We start from the raw sequence: 15,916 nt of genomic DNA, 5'->3' as shown, positions 1-15,916 counted from the left end.
CCTGGCGGCCCCGGTACGTTCAGATCCAGGTGCTGAACCAGGACAGCAGCAGCGCCATGGCCAGGCAGGAAAAACCCAGGATGTAGTAGTAGCGTGGCACGCGCTGGGCAAACACATCCGCCGACCCCTCCTCCACCGCCAGACGCTCGCGGGTAATCGCCTCACGCCGCCGTGCGCTCTGCAGCAGCAACCCGCCTGGGCAGGTCAGCAAGAGCGCCAGCAGATTGATCAGCTTGGTAGGGTGGGCGGAAAGAAAGCCCCAGAGCACTTGCAACGACATCACGCAACCTCGGTCATAGCCACAGCGAAGCCCGGCATTCTACCGAAGTCCGACCCGGCCGCCCGTGCTTGGCGACAAAGTGTCACTTGATTTCATCCTGTCACATGCTCGTCATCAGGACAGGCCACGCTATCGGCCTTTTCCCGTACCGGAGCTTGTTGATGCTGCACGCCGAAAACCAGGATCGCCTCTATCACGTGACTCAGAGCGATGAGCAGCAGGCGTTGATCGATGGTTTCGCCATCAATGTCCAGGACCGCCAGTGGCTGATCTACTGCGCGCTGGGCGGGCATGTGCACGAGGACCTGCCGGAGGTGGATGCGAGCACCGGCATCAGCTTGCTGGATTTCCATATAGCAGCCGCTTGAACCTGTTCCGGCCTCTTCGCGGGCACGCCCGCTCCCACAGGTAAGGCGCTGTACTTGAGATCAGTGAAATCCCTGGGATAGCGGGCATGCCCGCGAAGAGGCAGGCACAGGCAACAAAAAACCCGCTACCTGGCACTCAGGTAGCGGGTTTTCAGGTTTGCAGCGTAAGGCTTATTCGCCCAGCACCTGACCGATGGTCGGGTCCTTGAACAGGCGGGTCAGCGCATCGCTCAGCACATCGCCCACCAGCTGGGTGTTGGTGTCCTGGTTCGGCGCCATGCCGAAGCGCTGGTCCAGCGAAGCACCGTAACGGCCGCTGTAGCGGCGGCTGGCATTCTGCACATCGGCACGGAAGGTGGCACCGATGGTGGCTTCGGTCACGTACAGGTTGTCTTTAGGGGACTGATACTTCAGTTCGGCCAGGGTCACGGTCAGCTGTGGTGCGTTATAGGCATTCGGCGTCGGGGTGAAGCCGAGCAGGCGCACGGCGGCTTCGGCCTGGGCCTGCAGCTTGGGCACGACATCATTGCCACTGACGCTGATGGTGCTGGTTTCGGGGTACATGCCGCCCCGGGTGCCCAGGGACTGCGAAGCACGCCCATCGACCACCTTGACCACTACCGGCTGGCCGTGGCCGACCGGTGCGAGCTGAGCCTTGAGCGTGGGTTGCGGGCTGAGTTGTTGCGGGCTGTGGGCACAACCGACCAGGCTGAGGCTGGCTACGGCAATCAAACCGAACAACAGACGTTGCAACATGCGCGTTTCTCCAGAAAATACGGCGAAGGCCCACAGTATACCCAGCCAGGCACAGACCAGTCATCGGTCCGACCCGCTTGTCACAATCGTTTCATGGCCGCGCCCTTATCCTTGCGCCAAGCCCAAACGAACAGGACGTACCGCCATGGCCTCGCTCTGGACACTGCTCTGCCAACGCCCGCGTCACAACGCCTATGCTCGCCTGGACGGCGAAGGCATATGCCTGGCCTTCAAGCAGTGCAGCCAGGCACCGAGCGGTAGTGGATGGGTGCAGATCAGCGAAATACAGCTCGCCTGGCTGGGCCGCGAATTGCCCGCCGAAGCCCGGGCTTGCGCCCGCGCAAGCCGCCGTTGGCACCAGCGCATCCTCGCAGCCTGACAAACGCTGCAATAAAAACCACGAATTACGACCTTTCTGCCCGCGACATCGTTATAATCTCCCCCCGATTATAAGGACGTCTCCTGATCGGGCCCCGCATCTGTCGATTGACCTCGACACCTACACCCGCTTCGCCCACAGAGAGCCTTCCACTCAGGTCTTGCATCGGCTGTCGTGCCTGCTTTTCCGGCCCTTCGCACTGCATGAACCTGTGGGTTGCCATCGCGCAGTCCCCTTTTGAGGTTCACGTCTCCAAAAGAGCGTGAAAAAACGGTTTTTCACAACTTCACGAGAGTGTGGCGAGCAAATGAACAGTCTGGCATGTGCAAAAGCGGCAGATGAGTCCCGAACAGCCCTGAACAGGCGGCAGAAGCGCTCATTCCGGATGAGTGTCTGAGGTCGTTCCATAGCGCACGCACGACACCTTGACCATAAGTCGAATTGCCGCACCCGTGGCAGACAGCGTTCAATAACTGAACCCGAAGACTGGTTGGCGGTGTCCGCGGAAGTTGCAAGAACTGCGAAGAGTCGGACATGGCGATCCTGGCAACCCCAGTGGTCCTATGCTGTCAATTAGGTAGCTGTAGATTGTGGAGACGCGTTAAATGGCGCAGAACGAATCGGTTGATGTGGTATTGGTAGGCGCGGGCATCATGAGTGCCACCCTGGCCGTACTGCTCAAGGAGCTTGACCCGACCCTGAAGCTTGAGGTCGTCGAGGCAATGGACTCCGGAGCCGCGGAAAGCTCCAACCCCTGGAACAACGCAGGCACCGGCCACGCCGGCCTGTGCGAGCTGAACTACACGCCTCAGGCTGCCGACGGCAGCATCGACATCAAGAAGGCCGTGCACATCAACGCCCAGTTCGAGGTCTCGCGCCAGTTCTGGGCCTACCTGAGCAAGAAGAGCACCTTCGGCTCGGCACGTGCATTCATCAACCCGGTCCCGCACCTGAGCTACGTCGAAGGTGACAAGGGTGTGTCCTTCCTGAAGAAGCGCTTCGAGCTGCTCAAGCAGCACCACGCCTTCGCCGAGATGCAATACACCGAAGACAAGAGCGTGATGAAGGAGTGGATGCCGCTGATGATGCCAGGCCGCCCGGCCGACCAGCACATCGCCGCAACCCGCGTTGCCAAAGGCACCGACGTCAATTTCGGGGCACTGACCAACAAGCTGCTGAAGATTCTGGGTGACAGCGCCGATGCGCAGGTCAAGTACAGCAAGAAAGTCGTCGGCCTGCGCCGTAACGGCAGCGGCTGGACCGTCAGCATCAAGGACGTCATCAGCGGCGGCGCCCGTGAAGTCGACGCCCGCTTCGTGTTCCTCGGCGCTGGCGGCGCGGCCCTGCCGCTGCTGCAAATGTCCGGCATCCCGGAAAGCAAAGGCTTCGGCGGCTTCCCGGTCAGCGGCCAGTGGCTGCGTTGCGACAACCCGGAAATCGTCAAGCAGCACCAGGCCAAGGTGTACAGCCAGGCTGCGGTCGGCGCACCGCCAATGTCGGTGCCACACCTGGACACCCGCGTGGTAGACGGCAAGACTTCGCTGCTGTTCGGCCCTTACGCCGGCTTCACCACCAAGTTCCTCAAGCACGGCTCGCTCATGGACCTGCCGCTGTCGGTGCGCATGGGCAACATCGGCCCGATGCTGGCCGTAGCCCGTGACAACATGGACTTGACCAAATACCTGGTCAGCGAAGTGATGCAGTCGATGGAACAGCGCCTGGAATCCCTGCGCCGCTTCTACCCGCAGGCCAGAGCCGAAGACTGGCGCCTGGAAGTGGCCGGCCAGCGCGTGCAGATCATCAAGAAGGACCCGAAGAAAGGCGGCATCCTGCAGTTCGGTACCGAGCTGGTCTCGGCACAGGACGGCAGCCTGGCTGCGCTGCTCGGCGCCTCGCCAGGTGCTTCGGTAACCGTGTCGATCATGCTCGAACTGATCGAGCGCTGCTTCCCCGAGCAGGCCAAAGGTGCCTGGGCTGCCAAGCTCAAGGAAATCTTCCCGGCTCGCGAGAAGGCACTGGCCACCGATGCCGCGCTGTACCGCAAGATCAGTGCCGACAACGATGTGGCGCTGGAACTGGTGGAAGACAGCCCAGCCAAGCACTATGCCTGAGCCGGCCTGAAACGAAAAAACGCCCCTCGGGGCGTTTTTTTGTGCCTGGAATCTCTATCAGCCGCGGGCCTTGGCGATGATCTCGACGTACTCCGGCGCATTACGCTGGTCGGCGATCACCTCGACGAAGGTCTTGCCGTGCTCGTCCTTGCCATCCAGGTCCAGGCCAGCCTCGACGAAGAAGCCTACGAAGCGCTCGAAGTCATCGACACGCAGGCCGCGGTAGCCTTTGATCAGCTTGTGGTGCGAAGGCGAGGTCACGCCATCGGCCGGCTCAAACTGTAGGAACGACTTGATGTAGTCGTCGCTGATTTCGTCACCAATCACCTGCTTCTTGTCTTTGCGCATTGCCGGCTCCAACTGACCATCATGGAATTTCGAAGGCCGGCAGTTTACCCCCCACAGCCAGCGCGCCTCAACGCGAACGTACGGTACCGGTGTGCAGGTCGGCCCAGATGTGGCCATTGGCGTAGGTCAGGAACTGCACATAGACGGTCTCGTTACGCAGCAGGTCCATGATCACCCGGTAATCGCCGACCGGGTAATTCAGGCTCAAGGTTCGCGACTTTTCGTCGAACACTGGCTTCTTCAGGCTTTTGCCCGCCTCGCCATCGAAGTTGAGCAACACCTGGCTGATGGTCGCGCCCTTGTTCAGCGGTTTGCCCTTCAGGCGCATCTGCAGCGAAGCCGTGATCGGGATCGGCTGCTGGTCGGACTGGCGCTGTGCCCCCACCACTACCGAGTAGTCGGTTACTTGCAGCAACTGCTGGCCGGTCGGCGCTTCCTGGCGCAGGGACTGGTCATCGGGGGGGAGGAACTGGCTGTGCAGCGGCGCGGCGGCGAGAGGCAGGCTCACCGCCAGCAGCAGGGGAAGAATCGCACGCATGTGAGGCTCCTTGGCATGAAGGCGCACTCTAGCACGCAGGCAACAGCAGAACTCAATCGAACTGCGCGAGCATCCAGGCTTGGTATTCAGCCGCGCCGGGTTCACCTTCACGTGGCGCCCAGGCGGCATGCTCACCCTCGACCAACTGGCGGTAAGGGCCGGCCTTGCATTCGAACATGATGGTGTTGGGGTCGAGCGCCACAAGACCATGGTAGACGCCCGGCGGCAGATCTACCCCCATGCACTCGCCGCCCGCTTCGAGGATGCGGGTGCCAGTCAGCGCGCCCTGCTCATCGAACAGCAACAGACCGAGGCGGCCTTTGAGCACCAGCATGGTTTCAGCCTTGTCGTCGCTCAGGTGCCGGTGCGGCGCGATGTAGGTCGAGGGTTGCAAGCCGATCGCCAGGCGGTGGCAAGGGTCTGCCATCTCATGGAAGTTGTGATGGTGCCGCAGGCGCGGCGCATCGGCGGCTTTTTGCGCCAGCCCGGTAAGCAACGTTTGGTCGATGAATGCAGGCTGGCTCATGGTTACAGTCCCTTGACCGCGAAAATGCCGTTAGCGTTACGCCAGTAGCCTTTATAGTCCATTCCGTAACCAAAGATATAGCGATCAATGCACGGCAGGCCGGCATAACTGGCTTTCAAGCCTGGGCTGGCCTTGCGGTCGTGGTCCTTGTCGATCAGCACCGCAGTGTGCACCGCGCGCGCGCCGGCATGTTTGCAGAATTCGATGATGGCGCTGAGGGTGTGGCCTTCATCGAGGATGTCGTCGACGATCAGCACGTCGCGGTCGATGAACGACACTTCCGGCTTGGCCTTCCAGAACAACTCGCCACCACTGGTCTGGTTACGGTAACGGGTGGCATGGATGTACGAGACCTCCAGCGGGAACTGCAGGTGGGTCAGCAGTTTGCCAGCAAAGATCAGGCCGCCGTTCATCACGCAGAACACCACTGGGTTGGTGTCGTGCAGGTCCTTGCAGATCTGCTCGCCGACCTTGGCGATGGCCGCTTCGACTTCAGCTTCGTTGTAAAGGCAGTCTGCCTCGCGCATGACTTGACGGATGTGCTCGAGATCGGCGGACATGGCGCTCTCCAGGGGGGCATTTTGGAAAAGCGGGCAAAGGTACGCATCCGCTCGTCACAGATCAAGCATTTATGGACTAACGTGCAAAAGGACTACACGACAGCAAAGGCTGAATAGATTAATCTAGCGCGGTTTTTTTGCCCGCCTTTCGGAGCCCCCTATGCCTACTCGTGAGATCCGCCATCCGCTGATCCGCCACAAGCTCGGCCTGATGCGCCGTGCCGACATCAGCACCAAGAATTTTCGCGAACTCGCCCAGGAAGTCGGCGCCCTCCTGACCTACGAAGCCACCCAGGACCTGCCCCTCGAAAGCTATGAGATCGACGGCTGGTGCGGCAAGGTACAAGTTGAAAAAATCGCCGGCAAGAAGATCACCGTGGTACCGATCCTGCGCGCCGGCATCGGCATGCTCGACGGCGTACTCAGCCTGATCCCGGGCGCCAAGGTCAGCGCCGTGGGTGTTGCCCGCAACGAAGAAACCCTCGAAGCACACACCTACCTGGAAAAGCTCGCGCCAGACATCAACCAGCGCCTGGCCCTGATCATCGACCCGATGCTCGCCACCGGCGGTTCGATGGTGGCCACCATCGACCTGCTGAAAAAGGCCGGTTGCAAGGAGATCCGCGCCATGGTGCTGGTCGCCGCGCCAGAAGGTATCGAAGTGGTGGAGAAAGCCCACCCGGACGTCCAGATCTACACCGCTTCGATCGACCAGCGCCTCAACGAGCATGGTTACATCGTCCCAGGCCTGGGCGATGCCGGTGACAAGATCTTCGGCACCAAGCAGAAGGACGCCTGACCATGCAGGACGGCTTCAACGACCCGCTCTGGCGCCAGGTCGTCTCGGGCGCGCAGATGCTCTTCGTGGCATTCGGCGCGCTGGTGCTGATGCCGCTGATCACCGGCCTCGACCCCAACGTGGCATTGTTCACCGCCGGCATCGGTACCCTGCTGTTCCAACTGGTCACCGGCCGCCAGGTACCGGTATTCCTGGCATCGAGCTTTGCCTTCATCACCCCGATCATCCTCGCCAAGGGCCAGTTCGGCCTGGCCGAGACCATGGGCGGCGTGATGGCCGCAGGCTTCGTGTACACCTTCATGGGCTTGATGGTGAAGATCAAGGGCACCGGTTTCATCGACCGCATGCTGCCGCCGGTCGTCATCGGCCCGGTGATCATTTCCATCGGTCTGGCCATGGCCCCGATCGCCGCCAACATGGCGATGGGCAAGGCCGGTGACGGCAGCGTGCTGCTGCCATACAAGACCGCGATGCTGATCTCCATGCCTGCGCTGCTGACGACCCTGATCGTCGCGGTGTTCGGCAAGGGCATCTTCCGCCTGGTACCGATCATTGCCGGCGTGCTGGTGGGCTTTGCCCTGTCGTTCGCCTTTGGCGTGGTCGACACCGCCAAGATCGCCGCCGCACCTTGGCTGGAAATCCCCAACTTCACCGCACCGGCGTTCAACTGGCAGGCAATTCTGTTCATCGTGCCGGTCGCCCTGGCGCCGGCGATCGAGCACATTGGCGGGGTGATTGCAGTCGGCAGTGTGACCGGCCGCGACTACCTGAAGAAACCCGGCCTGCACCGCACCCTGCTGGGTGACGGCCTGGCCACCACCGCTGCCGGCCTGTTCGGCGGCCCGCCCAACACCACCTACGCCGAAGTGACCGGTGCGGTGATGCTGACCAAGAACTACAACCCGAAGATCATGACCTGGGCGGCAGTCTTTGCCATCACCCTGGCTTTCATCGGCAAGTTCGGCGCGCTGCTGCAGAGCATCCCGGTGCCGGTCATGGGCGGCATTCTGTGCCTGCTGTTCGGTTCGATCGCGGCGGTGGGCATGAACACCATGATCCGCCACAAGATCGACCTGGCCGAAGCGCGCAACCTGGTGATCGTTTCAGTGACCCTGGTGTTCGGCATCGGCGGCGTGCTGATCGGCAGTGGCGACGGCCCGGATGACTGGGGCCTGAAGGGTATTGCGCTGTGTGCCCTCGTGGCCATCGCCCTGAACCTGATCCTGCCGGGCAATGACGGCTGGAAGCACAAGAAGCTGGATGATCAATTGCCTTGATCCGGCCTTGACCTGACCTGGCCTCTTCGCGGGTAAACCCGCTCCCACAGGTTCACCACTGCCCTGATGCATGTGCAGTACCTGTGGGAGCGGGTTACCCGCGAAGAGGCCGGATCAGACTTAGCACCACTCAGGCCTTTTCACACATCCCCGCCAGCACCTTCACCCACTCCGGGTGATCATTCAGGCACGGCACCAGCACCAGCTCCCTGCCGCCCGCTTCGACAAACTGCTCGCTGCCACGCATGCCGATCTCTTCCAGCGTCTCGATGCAATCGGCAACGAACGCCGGGCACATCACCAGCAGCTTCTTCACCCCGGCTTTGGCCAGCTCGTCCAGGCGCGCCTCGGTGTAAGGCTCGATCCACTTGTCACGCCCCAACCGCGACTGGAACGACACCGACCACTTGCCATCCGCAATGCCCATCTTCGCCGCGAAGGCCTTGGCCGTAGCCAGGCACTGCCCGCGGTAACACACGGCACGCACTTCGGCGCTGGCATCGCGGCAGCAGTCGGCTGAACGCAGATCGTGCTTGCCGGCCGGGTACAGCTTCTTCAGGTGCCGCTCCGGCAAGCCATGGAAACTCAGCAACAGATGGTCGAAGTCCTGCTCGAGGTAAGGCCGGGCGCTGGCGACCAACGCGTTGATGTACTCAGGATGGTCGTAGAACGGCTTCAGCACGCGCAACTGCAACGGCAGCTGGCGCTCGGCCAACGTCTGCTTTGCCTGTTCCACCACCGTGGTGACCGTGCTGTCGGCGAACTGCGGATAAAGCGGCGCCAAGGTCACTTTACGCACACCTTGTGCAGCCAGACGCGCCAGCACCTCGGGCAACGCCGGCTCACCGTAGCGCATGGCGATTTCCACCGGCCCGTGTGGCCAGTGTTCGACCATCGCCGCCTGCAGGCGACGGGTCAGGACCACCAGTGGCGAGCCTTCATCCCACCAGATAGAGGCGTAGGCGTGCGCCGACTGCTCCGGGCGCTTGATCAGGATCAGCGACACCAGCAGGCGTCGCACCGGCCAGGGCAAGTCGATCACGTAGGGGTCCATGAGGAACTGGTTGAGGTAGCGGCGCACATCGGCCACCGAGGTGGAGGCCGGCGAACCCAGGTTAACCAGCAGTAAAGCGTGATCGGTCATGCAGCGTCCTTTGTCAGAGGCGGCTGGACAAGTTGCCCAGGGCCGATTGCAGATCGTTGAAGCGGAAAGTGAAGCCTGCCGCCAGCAAGCGCACCGGGCGCGCTCGCTGACCGCCGAGCAGCAAGGTCGACAGCTCGCCGAGACCGGCCTTGAGCAGCAAGCCGGGCATCGGCATGAATGCAGGCCGATGCAGCGTGCGCCCCAGGGCCTTGGCGAAATCGCGGTTGCGCACCGGCTCTGGTGCGCAGGCATTATAGGGACCGCTGGTATCCTTGTGCTGCAAGAGAAAATCTATCAGGGCGATCTGGTCGTCGATATGCACCCACGGCATCCACTGCCGGCCATTCCCCAACGGCCCGCCCAGCCCCAGCTTGAACGGCAAGCGCAGGCGCGAGAGGAAACCACCGTCGCTAGCCAGTACCAGCCCGGTGCGCACCAGCACCACGCGAATGCCAAGCTGCTGTGCGCGCTGGGCGGTTTCTTCCCAGGCGATGCACAGCTGGCTGGCGAAGTCCTCGCGAACCGGCGCAGAGGCCTCGGTCAGTTCGCGTTCGCCGCCATCGCCATACCAGCCTACGGCGGAACCGGAAATCAGCACCTCCGGGCGCTGTTCACGGTTGCCCAGCCAGGCCAGCAGCTGCTCGGTGAGGGTGATGCGGCTGGCCCACAGCAGGTTGCGGCGCGCGGCCGACCAGGGCCGATCGGCGATCGGCGCACCGGCCAGATTGACCACTGCATCCACCTGCTCATCAGGGCCCAGATCCTCCAGCCGGCCAATGCCGCGCACCCCGCTGCCACACAATCGCGAGACGTGTTCAGGGCGCCGGCTCCACACGGTCAGGCGATGCCCCTTGCCCAGCCAGTACTGGCAAAGGTGCTGGCCGATCAACCCGGTACCACCTGTCAGCAATATATGCATGCCTGTGTCCTCGCAGCGTGCGGCCATGGTCTATTTTTAAGAACAAGGCACTTTTCCAGACCTATCGCTCTCGGATAACCCTAGGCCAAGTTGCCTATGAAGCGGAATAACCTTATACAGAAATTGTACATTGTACAGGTTTGCCTGACAGCGTAGTCTGCCTACAGCAAGGTTCGAAGAGGCCATCATGACAGTACCTATTGCCATCATCGGTGCCGGCATCGCCGGCCTGTCCGCCGCCCAGGCCCTGCAGAAGGCCGGGCAGTCCGTTCACTTGTTCGACAAAGGCCATGGCAGCGGCGGGCGCATGGCCAGCAAGCGCAGCGAAGCCGGCGCACTGGACCTGGGTGCGCAGTATTTCACCGCCCGTGACCGGCGCTTCGTCGAGCAGGTGCAGCAGTGGGTGGCTGCCGGCTGGGCCGCGCAGTGGAAGCCCCAGCTGTACAACTACCGGGACGGTGAACTGACCCCCTCTCCCGACGAACAGACCCGTTGGGTAGGCGTGCCCCGCATGAGCGCCATCACCCGCGGCCTGCTCAAGGACGTCACGGTGAACTTCGGCTGCCGTATCGCCGAAGTGTTCCGCGGCAAGCAATTTTGGCACCTGCAGGACACCGAAGGTTGCAGCCATGGCCCGTTCAGCCGCGTGGTGATCGCCGTACCCGCGCCCCAGGCCACCCAATTGCTGGCCGCCACGCCGAAGCTCGCGGCCGTGGCAGCCGGGGTGCAGATGGAACCGACCTGGGCCGTCGCCCTGGCCTTCCAGGCAGCGCTGGATACGCCGATGCAAGGCTGCTTCGTGCAAGGGAGCGCACTCGACTGGCTGGCCCGTAACCGCAGCAAACCCGGCCGCGAAGAACATCTCGATACCTGGGTGCTGCATGCCACATCCGACTGGAGCAGGCAGCACATCGACCTGGCCAAGGAAGAAGTGATCGAGCACCTGCGGGGTGAATTCGCCGAGCTGATCGGCTGCGTGGTCCCGGCCCCGAGCTTCGCCCTGGCCCACCGCTGGCTGTATGCGCGGCCAACCAGCAATCACGAATGGGGTGCGCTGGCCGATGCCGACCAAGGCCTCTATGCCTGTGGCGACTGGTGCCTGTCAGGCCGTGTCGAAGGCGCCTGGCTCAGTGGCCAGGAAGCTGCGCGGCGGCTGTTGGAGCACCTGGACTAACGTCGCGCGGCAGCGCTATACAAAAATACTAGTTTGCATAACTTCCCGGCTGTGCTGGAATAAACTTGTACGCGATAGATTCTTTGTACAAGTTTTCGGAGACAGCCATGCCAGATCCTGCACCCGCATCTAAGCCCCGCATTGCCATCAGCGCCTGCCTGACCGGCCATAGCGTGCGCTACAACGGCGGGCACAAGGCTTCCGACCTGTGCCGTGAACAACTGCAAGCGCACTTCGATTGGCTGCCGGTATGCCCTGAAGTCGCCATCGGCCTGGGCGTGCCACGCGACCCGATCCGCCTGGTCGGCGACCCCTCGCAACCCGCCGTGGTCGGCACGCGCAACCCGGAGACCGACCTGACCGCTCCCCTGCGCAACTATGGCGAACAGATGGCCAATGAGCTCGATGACATCTGTGGCTACATCTTCATGCAGAAGTCACCCTCATGCGGCCTGGAGCGGGTCAAGGTCTATCAGGAAAACGGCTATCCTGCGCCGCAAGGCGGCATGGGGGCCTATGCCGCTGCCTTCTGCGCCCGTCGCCCGGACCTGCCGGTCGAGGAGGAAGGACGCCTGCACGATCCGGTGCTGCGCGAAAATTTCATCAGCCGCGTCTACGCCTACGCCGACTGGCAGCAATTGCTGGCGCAAGGGTTGAGCCGTGGCGCCCTGGTGCGTTTCCATTCACGCTACAAGTACCTGCTGATGGCCAACAATCCCCAGGCCTACCGCCAGCTCGGCCGCCTGCTGGGCAGCATGAGTCGGGAGGATGACCCCGAGCAGATCGGGGCTCGCTACTTCAGCCAGCTGATGCAAGCGCTACGGCGTTGCGCCAGCCGGGGTACCCACGGCAATGTCCTGCAGCACCTGAGCGGCTACTTCAAGGACTCGCTGACACAGCAGGACAAAGCTGAGCTGCAGCACCTCATCGGTCAGTACCAGCAAGGTGAAGTACCGCTGGTGGTGCCACTGACGCTGCTCAAGCATCACCTGCGCAAGCATCCCGATCCTTACCTGCAACAGCAGACTTACCTGCAGCCCCACCCTGACAGCCTGGGGCTGCGCAATGCTGTCTGAAACGCTCGTGCCGATTGGCGAGCTGGCCCGGCGCACCGGCGTCAACCCGGTCACCTTGCGCGCCTGGGAGCGTCGCTATGGCTTGCTGAAGCCGCAACGCACCGCCAAAGGGCATCGCTTGTATGGGCAAGACCAGCTCGAACGGGTTCAGGCGATACTCGGCTGGCTTGAACGTGGTGCTTCGGTCGGTCAGGTTCGTGAGCTGCTCGATCAACCGGTGAAGCGTGCGCCGATGGGCGACTGGCAGCCGCGCCAGCTGCAGTTGATCGAAGCCATTGCCCACCTTTCCCAACGCAGTCTCGACCAGCAACTGAACCAGGTGATGGCGTTATACCCCGCCGTGACGCTGTGCGAACAGTTGCTGCTGCCACTGCTGGCATCCCTCGCGGTGCGCTGGCGCAGCCACTTCAACGCGCGCCTCGAACAGGTGTTTTTCCATACCTGGCTACGCAGCAAGCTAGGGGCTCGGGTGTATCACGACAATCAATCGTTGCAGGGGCCGGCCGTGCTGCTCTGCGAAGACAGCGAGCGCCCGTTCGACCCAAGCCTGTGGCTGTGCGCCTGGCTGCTAAGCAGCAACGGCATCCCCGTAGAGGTGTTTGAACAACCGGTGGGCGGCGCGCAGCTACAACGTGCCGTGACCACCCTGCAACCTTGGGCCGTGCTGATGCACCTTGGCCCACGCATCGATGCCAGCACCTTGCAGCGGACCTTGCAGGGCATCGGTGTGACCAAGCTGCTGGGCGGCGCCACCCTCGCCCTGCACCAAGCCGAGCTGCACGCTTTCGATCTGCCCGACCTTTTCCTGTTCGATACCCCGCAGGCGGCATTGCGTGTGCTGCAAGGCAATGTGCGCCAGCCTGTAGAGACGAGTGCCCCATGCAACTGATCTGGCTGCGCAGCGACCTGCGCATCGACGACAACTCCGCCCTCAGCGTCGCCTGCGAACGCGGCCCGACCGTGGCCTTGTGGCTGGCCAGCCCCGGCCAATGGCAGGCCCACGACGACGCTGCCTGCAAGGTCGACTTCTGGCTGCGCAACCTGCGCCAGCTGCGCCAGGCACTGGAGCAACTGAACATTCCACTGCTGGTGCGCAAGATCGACACGTGGGACCAGGCGCCGGCAACCCTGCTCGACGTGTGCCGGCGGCACAACATCGAAGCGGTGCACTGGAACGACGAATACGGCATCAACGAGGAGCAGCGTGATGCAGCCACGCGCAAGCTGCTGGAGGATGCCGGTGTGCGCGCTTACAGCTACCTGGACCAGCTGTTCTTCCGCCCGGGCACCATCGTGACTCGCAACGGTGACTACTTCCAAGTCTTTTCCCAGTTCAAAAAGGTCTGCCTGGAACACCTGCACCGCAGCCTGCCGACACTGGCCCCGCGGGTGAAGCGCCAGCAGCCACTGGATATCGCCAGCGACCCGATCCCGCGGCATATCGATGGCTTCGACAAGCCCGCCGTTGCGCTGAGTGATTACTGGCCCGCCGGTGAAGACCAGGCGCAGGCGCGGCTTGCCCGCTTCATCGATGAAACGGTCGAAGACTATGCGCACCTGCGCGACCTCCCGGCCAAACCTGGCACCAGCCAACTTTCTGCCTACCTGGCTGCTGGCGTGATCTCGCCCCGCCAATGCCTGCACGCAGCGCTGGCCAGCAACCGCGGCGAGCTCGACAGTGGCAGCAGCGGCGTGCAGACGTGGATCAACGAATTACTCTGGCGCGAGTTCTACAAGCACATCCTGACGGGTTACCCACAGGTCTCCAGGCATCGTGCCTTCCGCCCCCAGACCGAAGCCCTGCCCTGGCGCGATGCGCCAGACGATTTCAAGGCCTGGCAGGAGGGGCGTACCGGCTTCCCGATCATTGACGCGGCCATGCGCCAACTGCTGCACACCGGCTGGATGCACAACCGCCTGCGCATGATCGTCGCGATGTTCCTGAGCAAGAACCTGCTGATCGACTGGCGCCTGGGCGAACGGCACTTCATGCGCCATCTGATAGACGGTGATCTGGCCGCCAACAATGGCGGCTGGCAATGGAGTGCCTCCACCGGCACCGACGCAGTGCCCTATTTCCGCATCTTCAACCCGGTTTCCCAGTCGCAGCGGTTCGACCCCGAAGGCCGCTTCATTCGCTACTGGCTACCGGAATTGCGCGGGCTGGACGAAAAATCCATCCACCAGCCAGTGAAGTCAGCCGATCTTTTTGCTAATAATTCGTATCACAGTCCGATTGTCGATCTCGGCAGCAGTCGCCAGCGTGCACTGGAAGCCTTCAAGGGCCTACCACGCCGGCAGGATCAGAGGGCAGCATCTTGAATTACTCGCGTAGTTTCTGGGTTACGGGGGCCAGCAACGGACTGGGTCTGGCCTTGGTGGAGCGGTTGCTCGAGCAAGGGCACCGGGTTGCCGCAAGTGGCAAAGGAAGCGAGGAACTGGACGCACTGGCCGTGCGCCATGGTGGCCGGCTGTTGCGCCTGCCTTGGCAACTGCATGAAGACGGCACGGCCGCCAGGGCGGCAGAACAGATATGCCATGCCTGGTGTTCGCTGGACGTATTGATCATCAACGGTGGGGCCAGTGATTACCTGGCCGAAGACGTGGCGGACAGCGATGTGTTCGAGGCCATCGTCACTGACAACCAGCTGGCTGGCGAGCATTGCCTGGCCAGTGCACAGCCGTTGCTGGCAAAGGGGCATCAGCCGCAGGTCATGGCGATTTTCAGTCGCTATTCGGCCTTGCAGCTCTACTCACCGACCCAGGTTTCGGCGGGCTGGAACAATCTGCCGCAGTGGTCGCGAGAACAGCGCCAGGCGTTGAAAGGGCTGGGGGTTGACCTGACCGTGGTGGCACCGCAGTCGCTGAAGACGCCGGTGACCTCCGTGCAGGCCGTCCCGGATGCCTGGACGCCGCACAGTGCGGCAGATGAACTGATCGCTCGTCTGGCGTTGCGTGAACCGGAGTTGGTGCTGGAAGTGCTGGACATCAGCAGCCTGTGGCCGTTATCTCGCTAAGTTGCGGGTTCTCAGGCCCGGCCTCATCGCGGCTCAACCCACGAAGAGGCCGGCACAGGCTCAGAGCGCCATGCGGTAATGCAGGCTGTAGCTCTCGACACCATCGTTAGGGGTCTGGATCCCCGCATTGGAATAGTGAATCGCCCTTACCCCGACCTCATGCCCACCGGCAAAACGCAGGCCGAAGCCAATTCGGTCTTCGAACTGGAACGCCGAACCTAACTTGTTGCTCTCGAGTTCGGTATGGGCAAATGCCGCCACACCAATCCCCGCTTCGATATACGGCTTTACCGAATTACCGGCGAATTCGTAAACGAACACGGGCGCAAACGAAAGGCTGTGGTTGCTCGACGTCTCGTCACCCTCCCAATAGGTGTAGGCGCCGTCCCAATAGCCAGTCAGCCGGCCGACGCTGGTCTGCCACCAGCTCGCATCCCAGTTGGACTGCAGGCCCAGTCGGTAAACCATGGTGGAATCACCGGTCTGTCCCACCGAAAACGATACATCGGCTGCTTGCGCTGCCACCACATGCCCCAGGGTAAACGCGGCAGCGGCCGCCAAACCGATCAGCTTCCTCATGAAAAACATCCTTTCCTGATGCTGTTATTAGTGTTCGCCTTGTGTCAGGCAAATCGGTAGAAATC

19 protein-coding genes are annotated in these 15,916 nt (G+C 62.4%); 10 read left to right on the top strand and 9 right to left on the bottom strand.

The genetic code is table 11. From position 1 onward, the window contains the following. Positions 1-19: 19 nt before the first annotated feature. Positions 20-280, bottom strand: coding sequence for a hypothetical protein (locus ACTORR_RS18485; RefSeq protein WP_262109859.1), 261 nt, complete (start codon positions 278-280; stop codon positions 20-22). A 161-nt stretch (positions 281-441) separates the two neighbouring features. On the opposite strand from ACTORR_RS18485, the gene ACTORR_RS18480 reads away from it, so the two are divergent. Beyond that, positions 442-648, top strand: a complete 207-nt coding sequence (locus ACTORR_RS18480; RefSeq protein ID WP_054887482.1) for a hypothetical protein — start codon at positions 442-444, stop codon at positions 646-648. 171 nt (positions 649-819) lie between these two features. Here ACTORR_RS18480 and ACTORR_RS18475 read toward each other — a convergent pair whose 3' ends face one another. Beyond that, the gene (locus tag ACTORR_RS18475) at positions 820-1,404 is read right to left on the bottom strand and encodes a YajG family lipoprotein (protein WP_054887481.1); all 585 of its coding nucleotides are present in this window, start codon (positions 1,402-1,404) and stop codon (positions 820-822) included. Positions 1,405-1,549: 145 nt separating this feature from the next. Here ACTORR_RS18475 and ACTORR_RS18470 point away from each other — a divergent pair, with 145 nt between their 5' ends. Then, positions 1,550-1,783 carry a hypothetical protein gene (locus tag ACTORR_RS18470; RefSeq protein ID WP_054887480.1) on the top strand — a complete coding sequence of 78 codons (234 nt, stop codon included), beginning with the start codon at positions 1,550-1,552 and terminating at the stop codon, positions 1,781-1,783. A 605-nt stretch (positions 1,784-2,388) separates the two neighbouring features. Then, entirely contained in the window at positions 2,389-3,894 is a 1,506-nt protein-coding gene (mqo, locus tag ACTORR_RS18465) for a malate dehydrogenase (quinone) (protein ID WP_054887479.1), read from the top strand. A 57-nt stretch (positions 3,895-3,951) separates the two neighbouring features. On the opposite strand, the gene ACTORR_RS18460 is transcribed toward mqo, so the two are convergent. The 4 genes from ACTORR_RS18460 to ACTORR_RS18445 all read right to left on the bottom strand — a co-directional run bounded on the left by ACTORR_RS18460 (position 3,952) and on the right by ACTORR_RS18445 (position 5,866). Beyond that, on the bottom strand, positions 3,952-4,242 hold the full coding sequence (locus ACTORR_RS18460) for a PA4642 family protein (protein WP_027918322.1): 291 nt from the start codon (positions 4,240-4,242) through the stop codon (positions 3,952-3,954). 67 nt (positions 4,243-4,309) lie between these two features. Continuing rightward, positions 4,310-4,780: a hypothetical protein gene (locus ACTORR_RS18455; RefSeq protein WP_054887478.1), complete on the bottom strand. Its 471-nt coding sequence runs from the start codon at positions 4,778-4,780 to the stop codon at positions 4,310-4,312. Between the two features lie 52 nt (positions 4,781-4,832). Continuing rightward, entirely contained in the window at positions 4,833-5,306 is a 474-nt protein-coding gene (locus ACTORR_RS18450; protein WP_054887477.1) for a WbuC family cupin fold metalloprotein, read from the bottom strand. A 2-nt stretch (positions 5,307-5,308) separates the two neighbouring features. Continuing rightward, positions 5,309-5,866 carry a hypoxanthine-guanine phosphoribosyltransferase gene (locus ACTORR_RS18445; RefSeq protein WP_054887476.1) on the bottom strand — a complete coding sequence of 186 codons (558 nt, stop codon included), beginning with the start codon at positions 5,864-5,866 and terminating at the stop codon, positions 5,309-5,311. A gap of 160 nt (positions 5,867-6,026) precedes the next feature. Here ACTORR_RS18445 and upp point away from each other — a divergent pair, with 160 nt between their 5' ends. Beyond that, positions 6,027-6,665, top strand: coding sequence for a uracil phosphoribosyltransferase (gene upp, locus ACTORR_RS18440; protein ID WP_054887475.1), 639 nt, complete (start codon positions 6,027-6,029; stop codon positions 6,663-6,665). Between the two features lie 2 nt (positions 6,666-6,667). Beyond that, complete coding sequence (locus tag ACTORR_RS18435) at positions 6,668-7,942, top strand: uracil-xanthine permease family protein (protein WP_054887474.1); 1,275 nt, start codon at positions 6,668-6,670, stop codon at positions 7,940-7,942. Positions 7,943-8,072: 130 nt separating this feature from the next. Here ACTORR_RS18435 and hemH read toward each other — a convergent pair whose 3' ends face one another. Together hemH and ACTORR_RS18425 are read right to left on the bottom strand one after the other, a co-directional pair. Then, positions 8,073-9,086 carry a ferrochelatase gene (hemH, locus tag ACTORR_RS18430; protein ID WP_313365322.1) on the bottom strand — a complete coding sequence of 338 codons (1,014 nt, stop codon included), beginning with the start codon at positions 9,084-9,086 and terminating at the stop codon, positions 8,073-8,075. A 13-nt stretch (positions 9,087-9,099) separates the two neighbouring features. After that, positions 9,100-10,005 carry a TIGR01777 family oxidoreductase gene (locus ACTORR_RS18425; RefSeq protein ID WP_054887472.1) on the bottom strand — a complete coding sequence of 302 codons (906 nt, stop codon included), beginning with the start codon at positions 10,003-10,005 and terminating at the stop codon, positions 9,100-9,102. Between the two features lie 187 nt (positions 10,006-10,192). On the opposite strand from ACTORR_RS18425, the gene ACTORR_RS18420 reads away from it, so the two are divergent. From ACTORR_RS18420 to ACTORR_RS18400, 5 genes are all read left to right on the top strand, one after another. After that, positions 10,193-11,179: an NAD(P)/FAD-dependent oxidoreductase gene (locus ACTORR_RS18420; protein WP_054887471.1), complete on the top strand. Its 987-nt coding sequence runs from the start codon at positions 10,193-10,195 to the stop codon at positions 11,177-11,179. 107 nt (positions 11,180-11,286) lie between these two features. Next, entirely contained in the window at positions 11,287-12,255 is a 969-nt protein-coding gene (locus ACTORR_RS18415) for a YbgA family protein (protein ID WP_313365321.1), read from the top strand. Next, positions 12,245-13,144, top strand: coding sequence for a MerR family transcriptional regulator (locus ACTORR_RS18410; protein ID WP_262109854.1), 900 nt, complete (start codon positions 12,245-12,247; stop codon positions 13,142-13,144). Before ACTORR_RS18415 ends, ACTORR_RS18410 begins: the two co-directional genes overlap by 11 nt. Continuing rightward, positions 13,135-14,577: a deoxyribodipyrimidine photo-lyase gene (phrB, locus tag ACTORR_RS18405; protein WP_313365320.1), complete on the top strand. Its 1,443-nt coding sequence runs from the start codon at positions 13,135-13,137 to the stop codon at positions 14,575-14,577. Before ACTORR_RS18410 ends, phrB begins: the two co-directional genes overlap by 10 nt. Then, on the top strand, positions 14,574-15,272 hold the full coding sequence (locus ACTORR_RS18400) for an SDR family oxidoreductase (RefSeq protein WP_313365319.1): 699 nt from the start codon (positions 14,574-14,576) through the stop codon (positions 15,270-15,272). Before phrB ends, ACTORR_RS18400 begins: the two co-directional genes overlap by 4 nt. A gap of 60 nt (positions 15,273-15,332) precedes the next feature. Here the strand turns inward: ACTORR_RS18400 and ACTORR_RS18395 are convergent, their stop codons facing one another. Continuing rightward, the gene (locus ACTORR_RS18395; RefSeq protein WP_054887466.1) at positions 15,333-15,851 is read right to left on the bottom strand and encodes an acyloxyacyl hydrolase; all 519 of its coding nucleotides are present in this window, start codon (positions 15,849-15,851) and stop codon (positions 15,333-15,335) included. Positions 15,852-15,916: the final 65 nt, after the last annotated feature.

It is taken from the genome of Pseudomonas sp. SAR267, assembly GCF_052077595.1.
Classification (GTDB): domain Bacteria; phylum Pseudomonadota; class Gammaproteobacteria; order Pseudomonadales; family Pseudomonadaceae; genus Aquipseudomonas; species Aquipseudomonas vlassakiae.
This window is presented reverse-complemented; position numbering and strand designations above follow the sequence as displayed.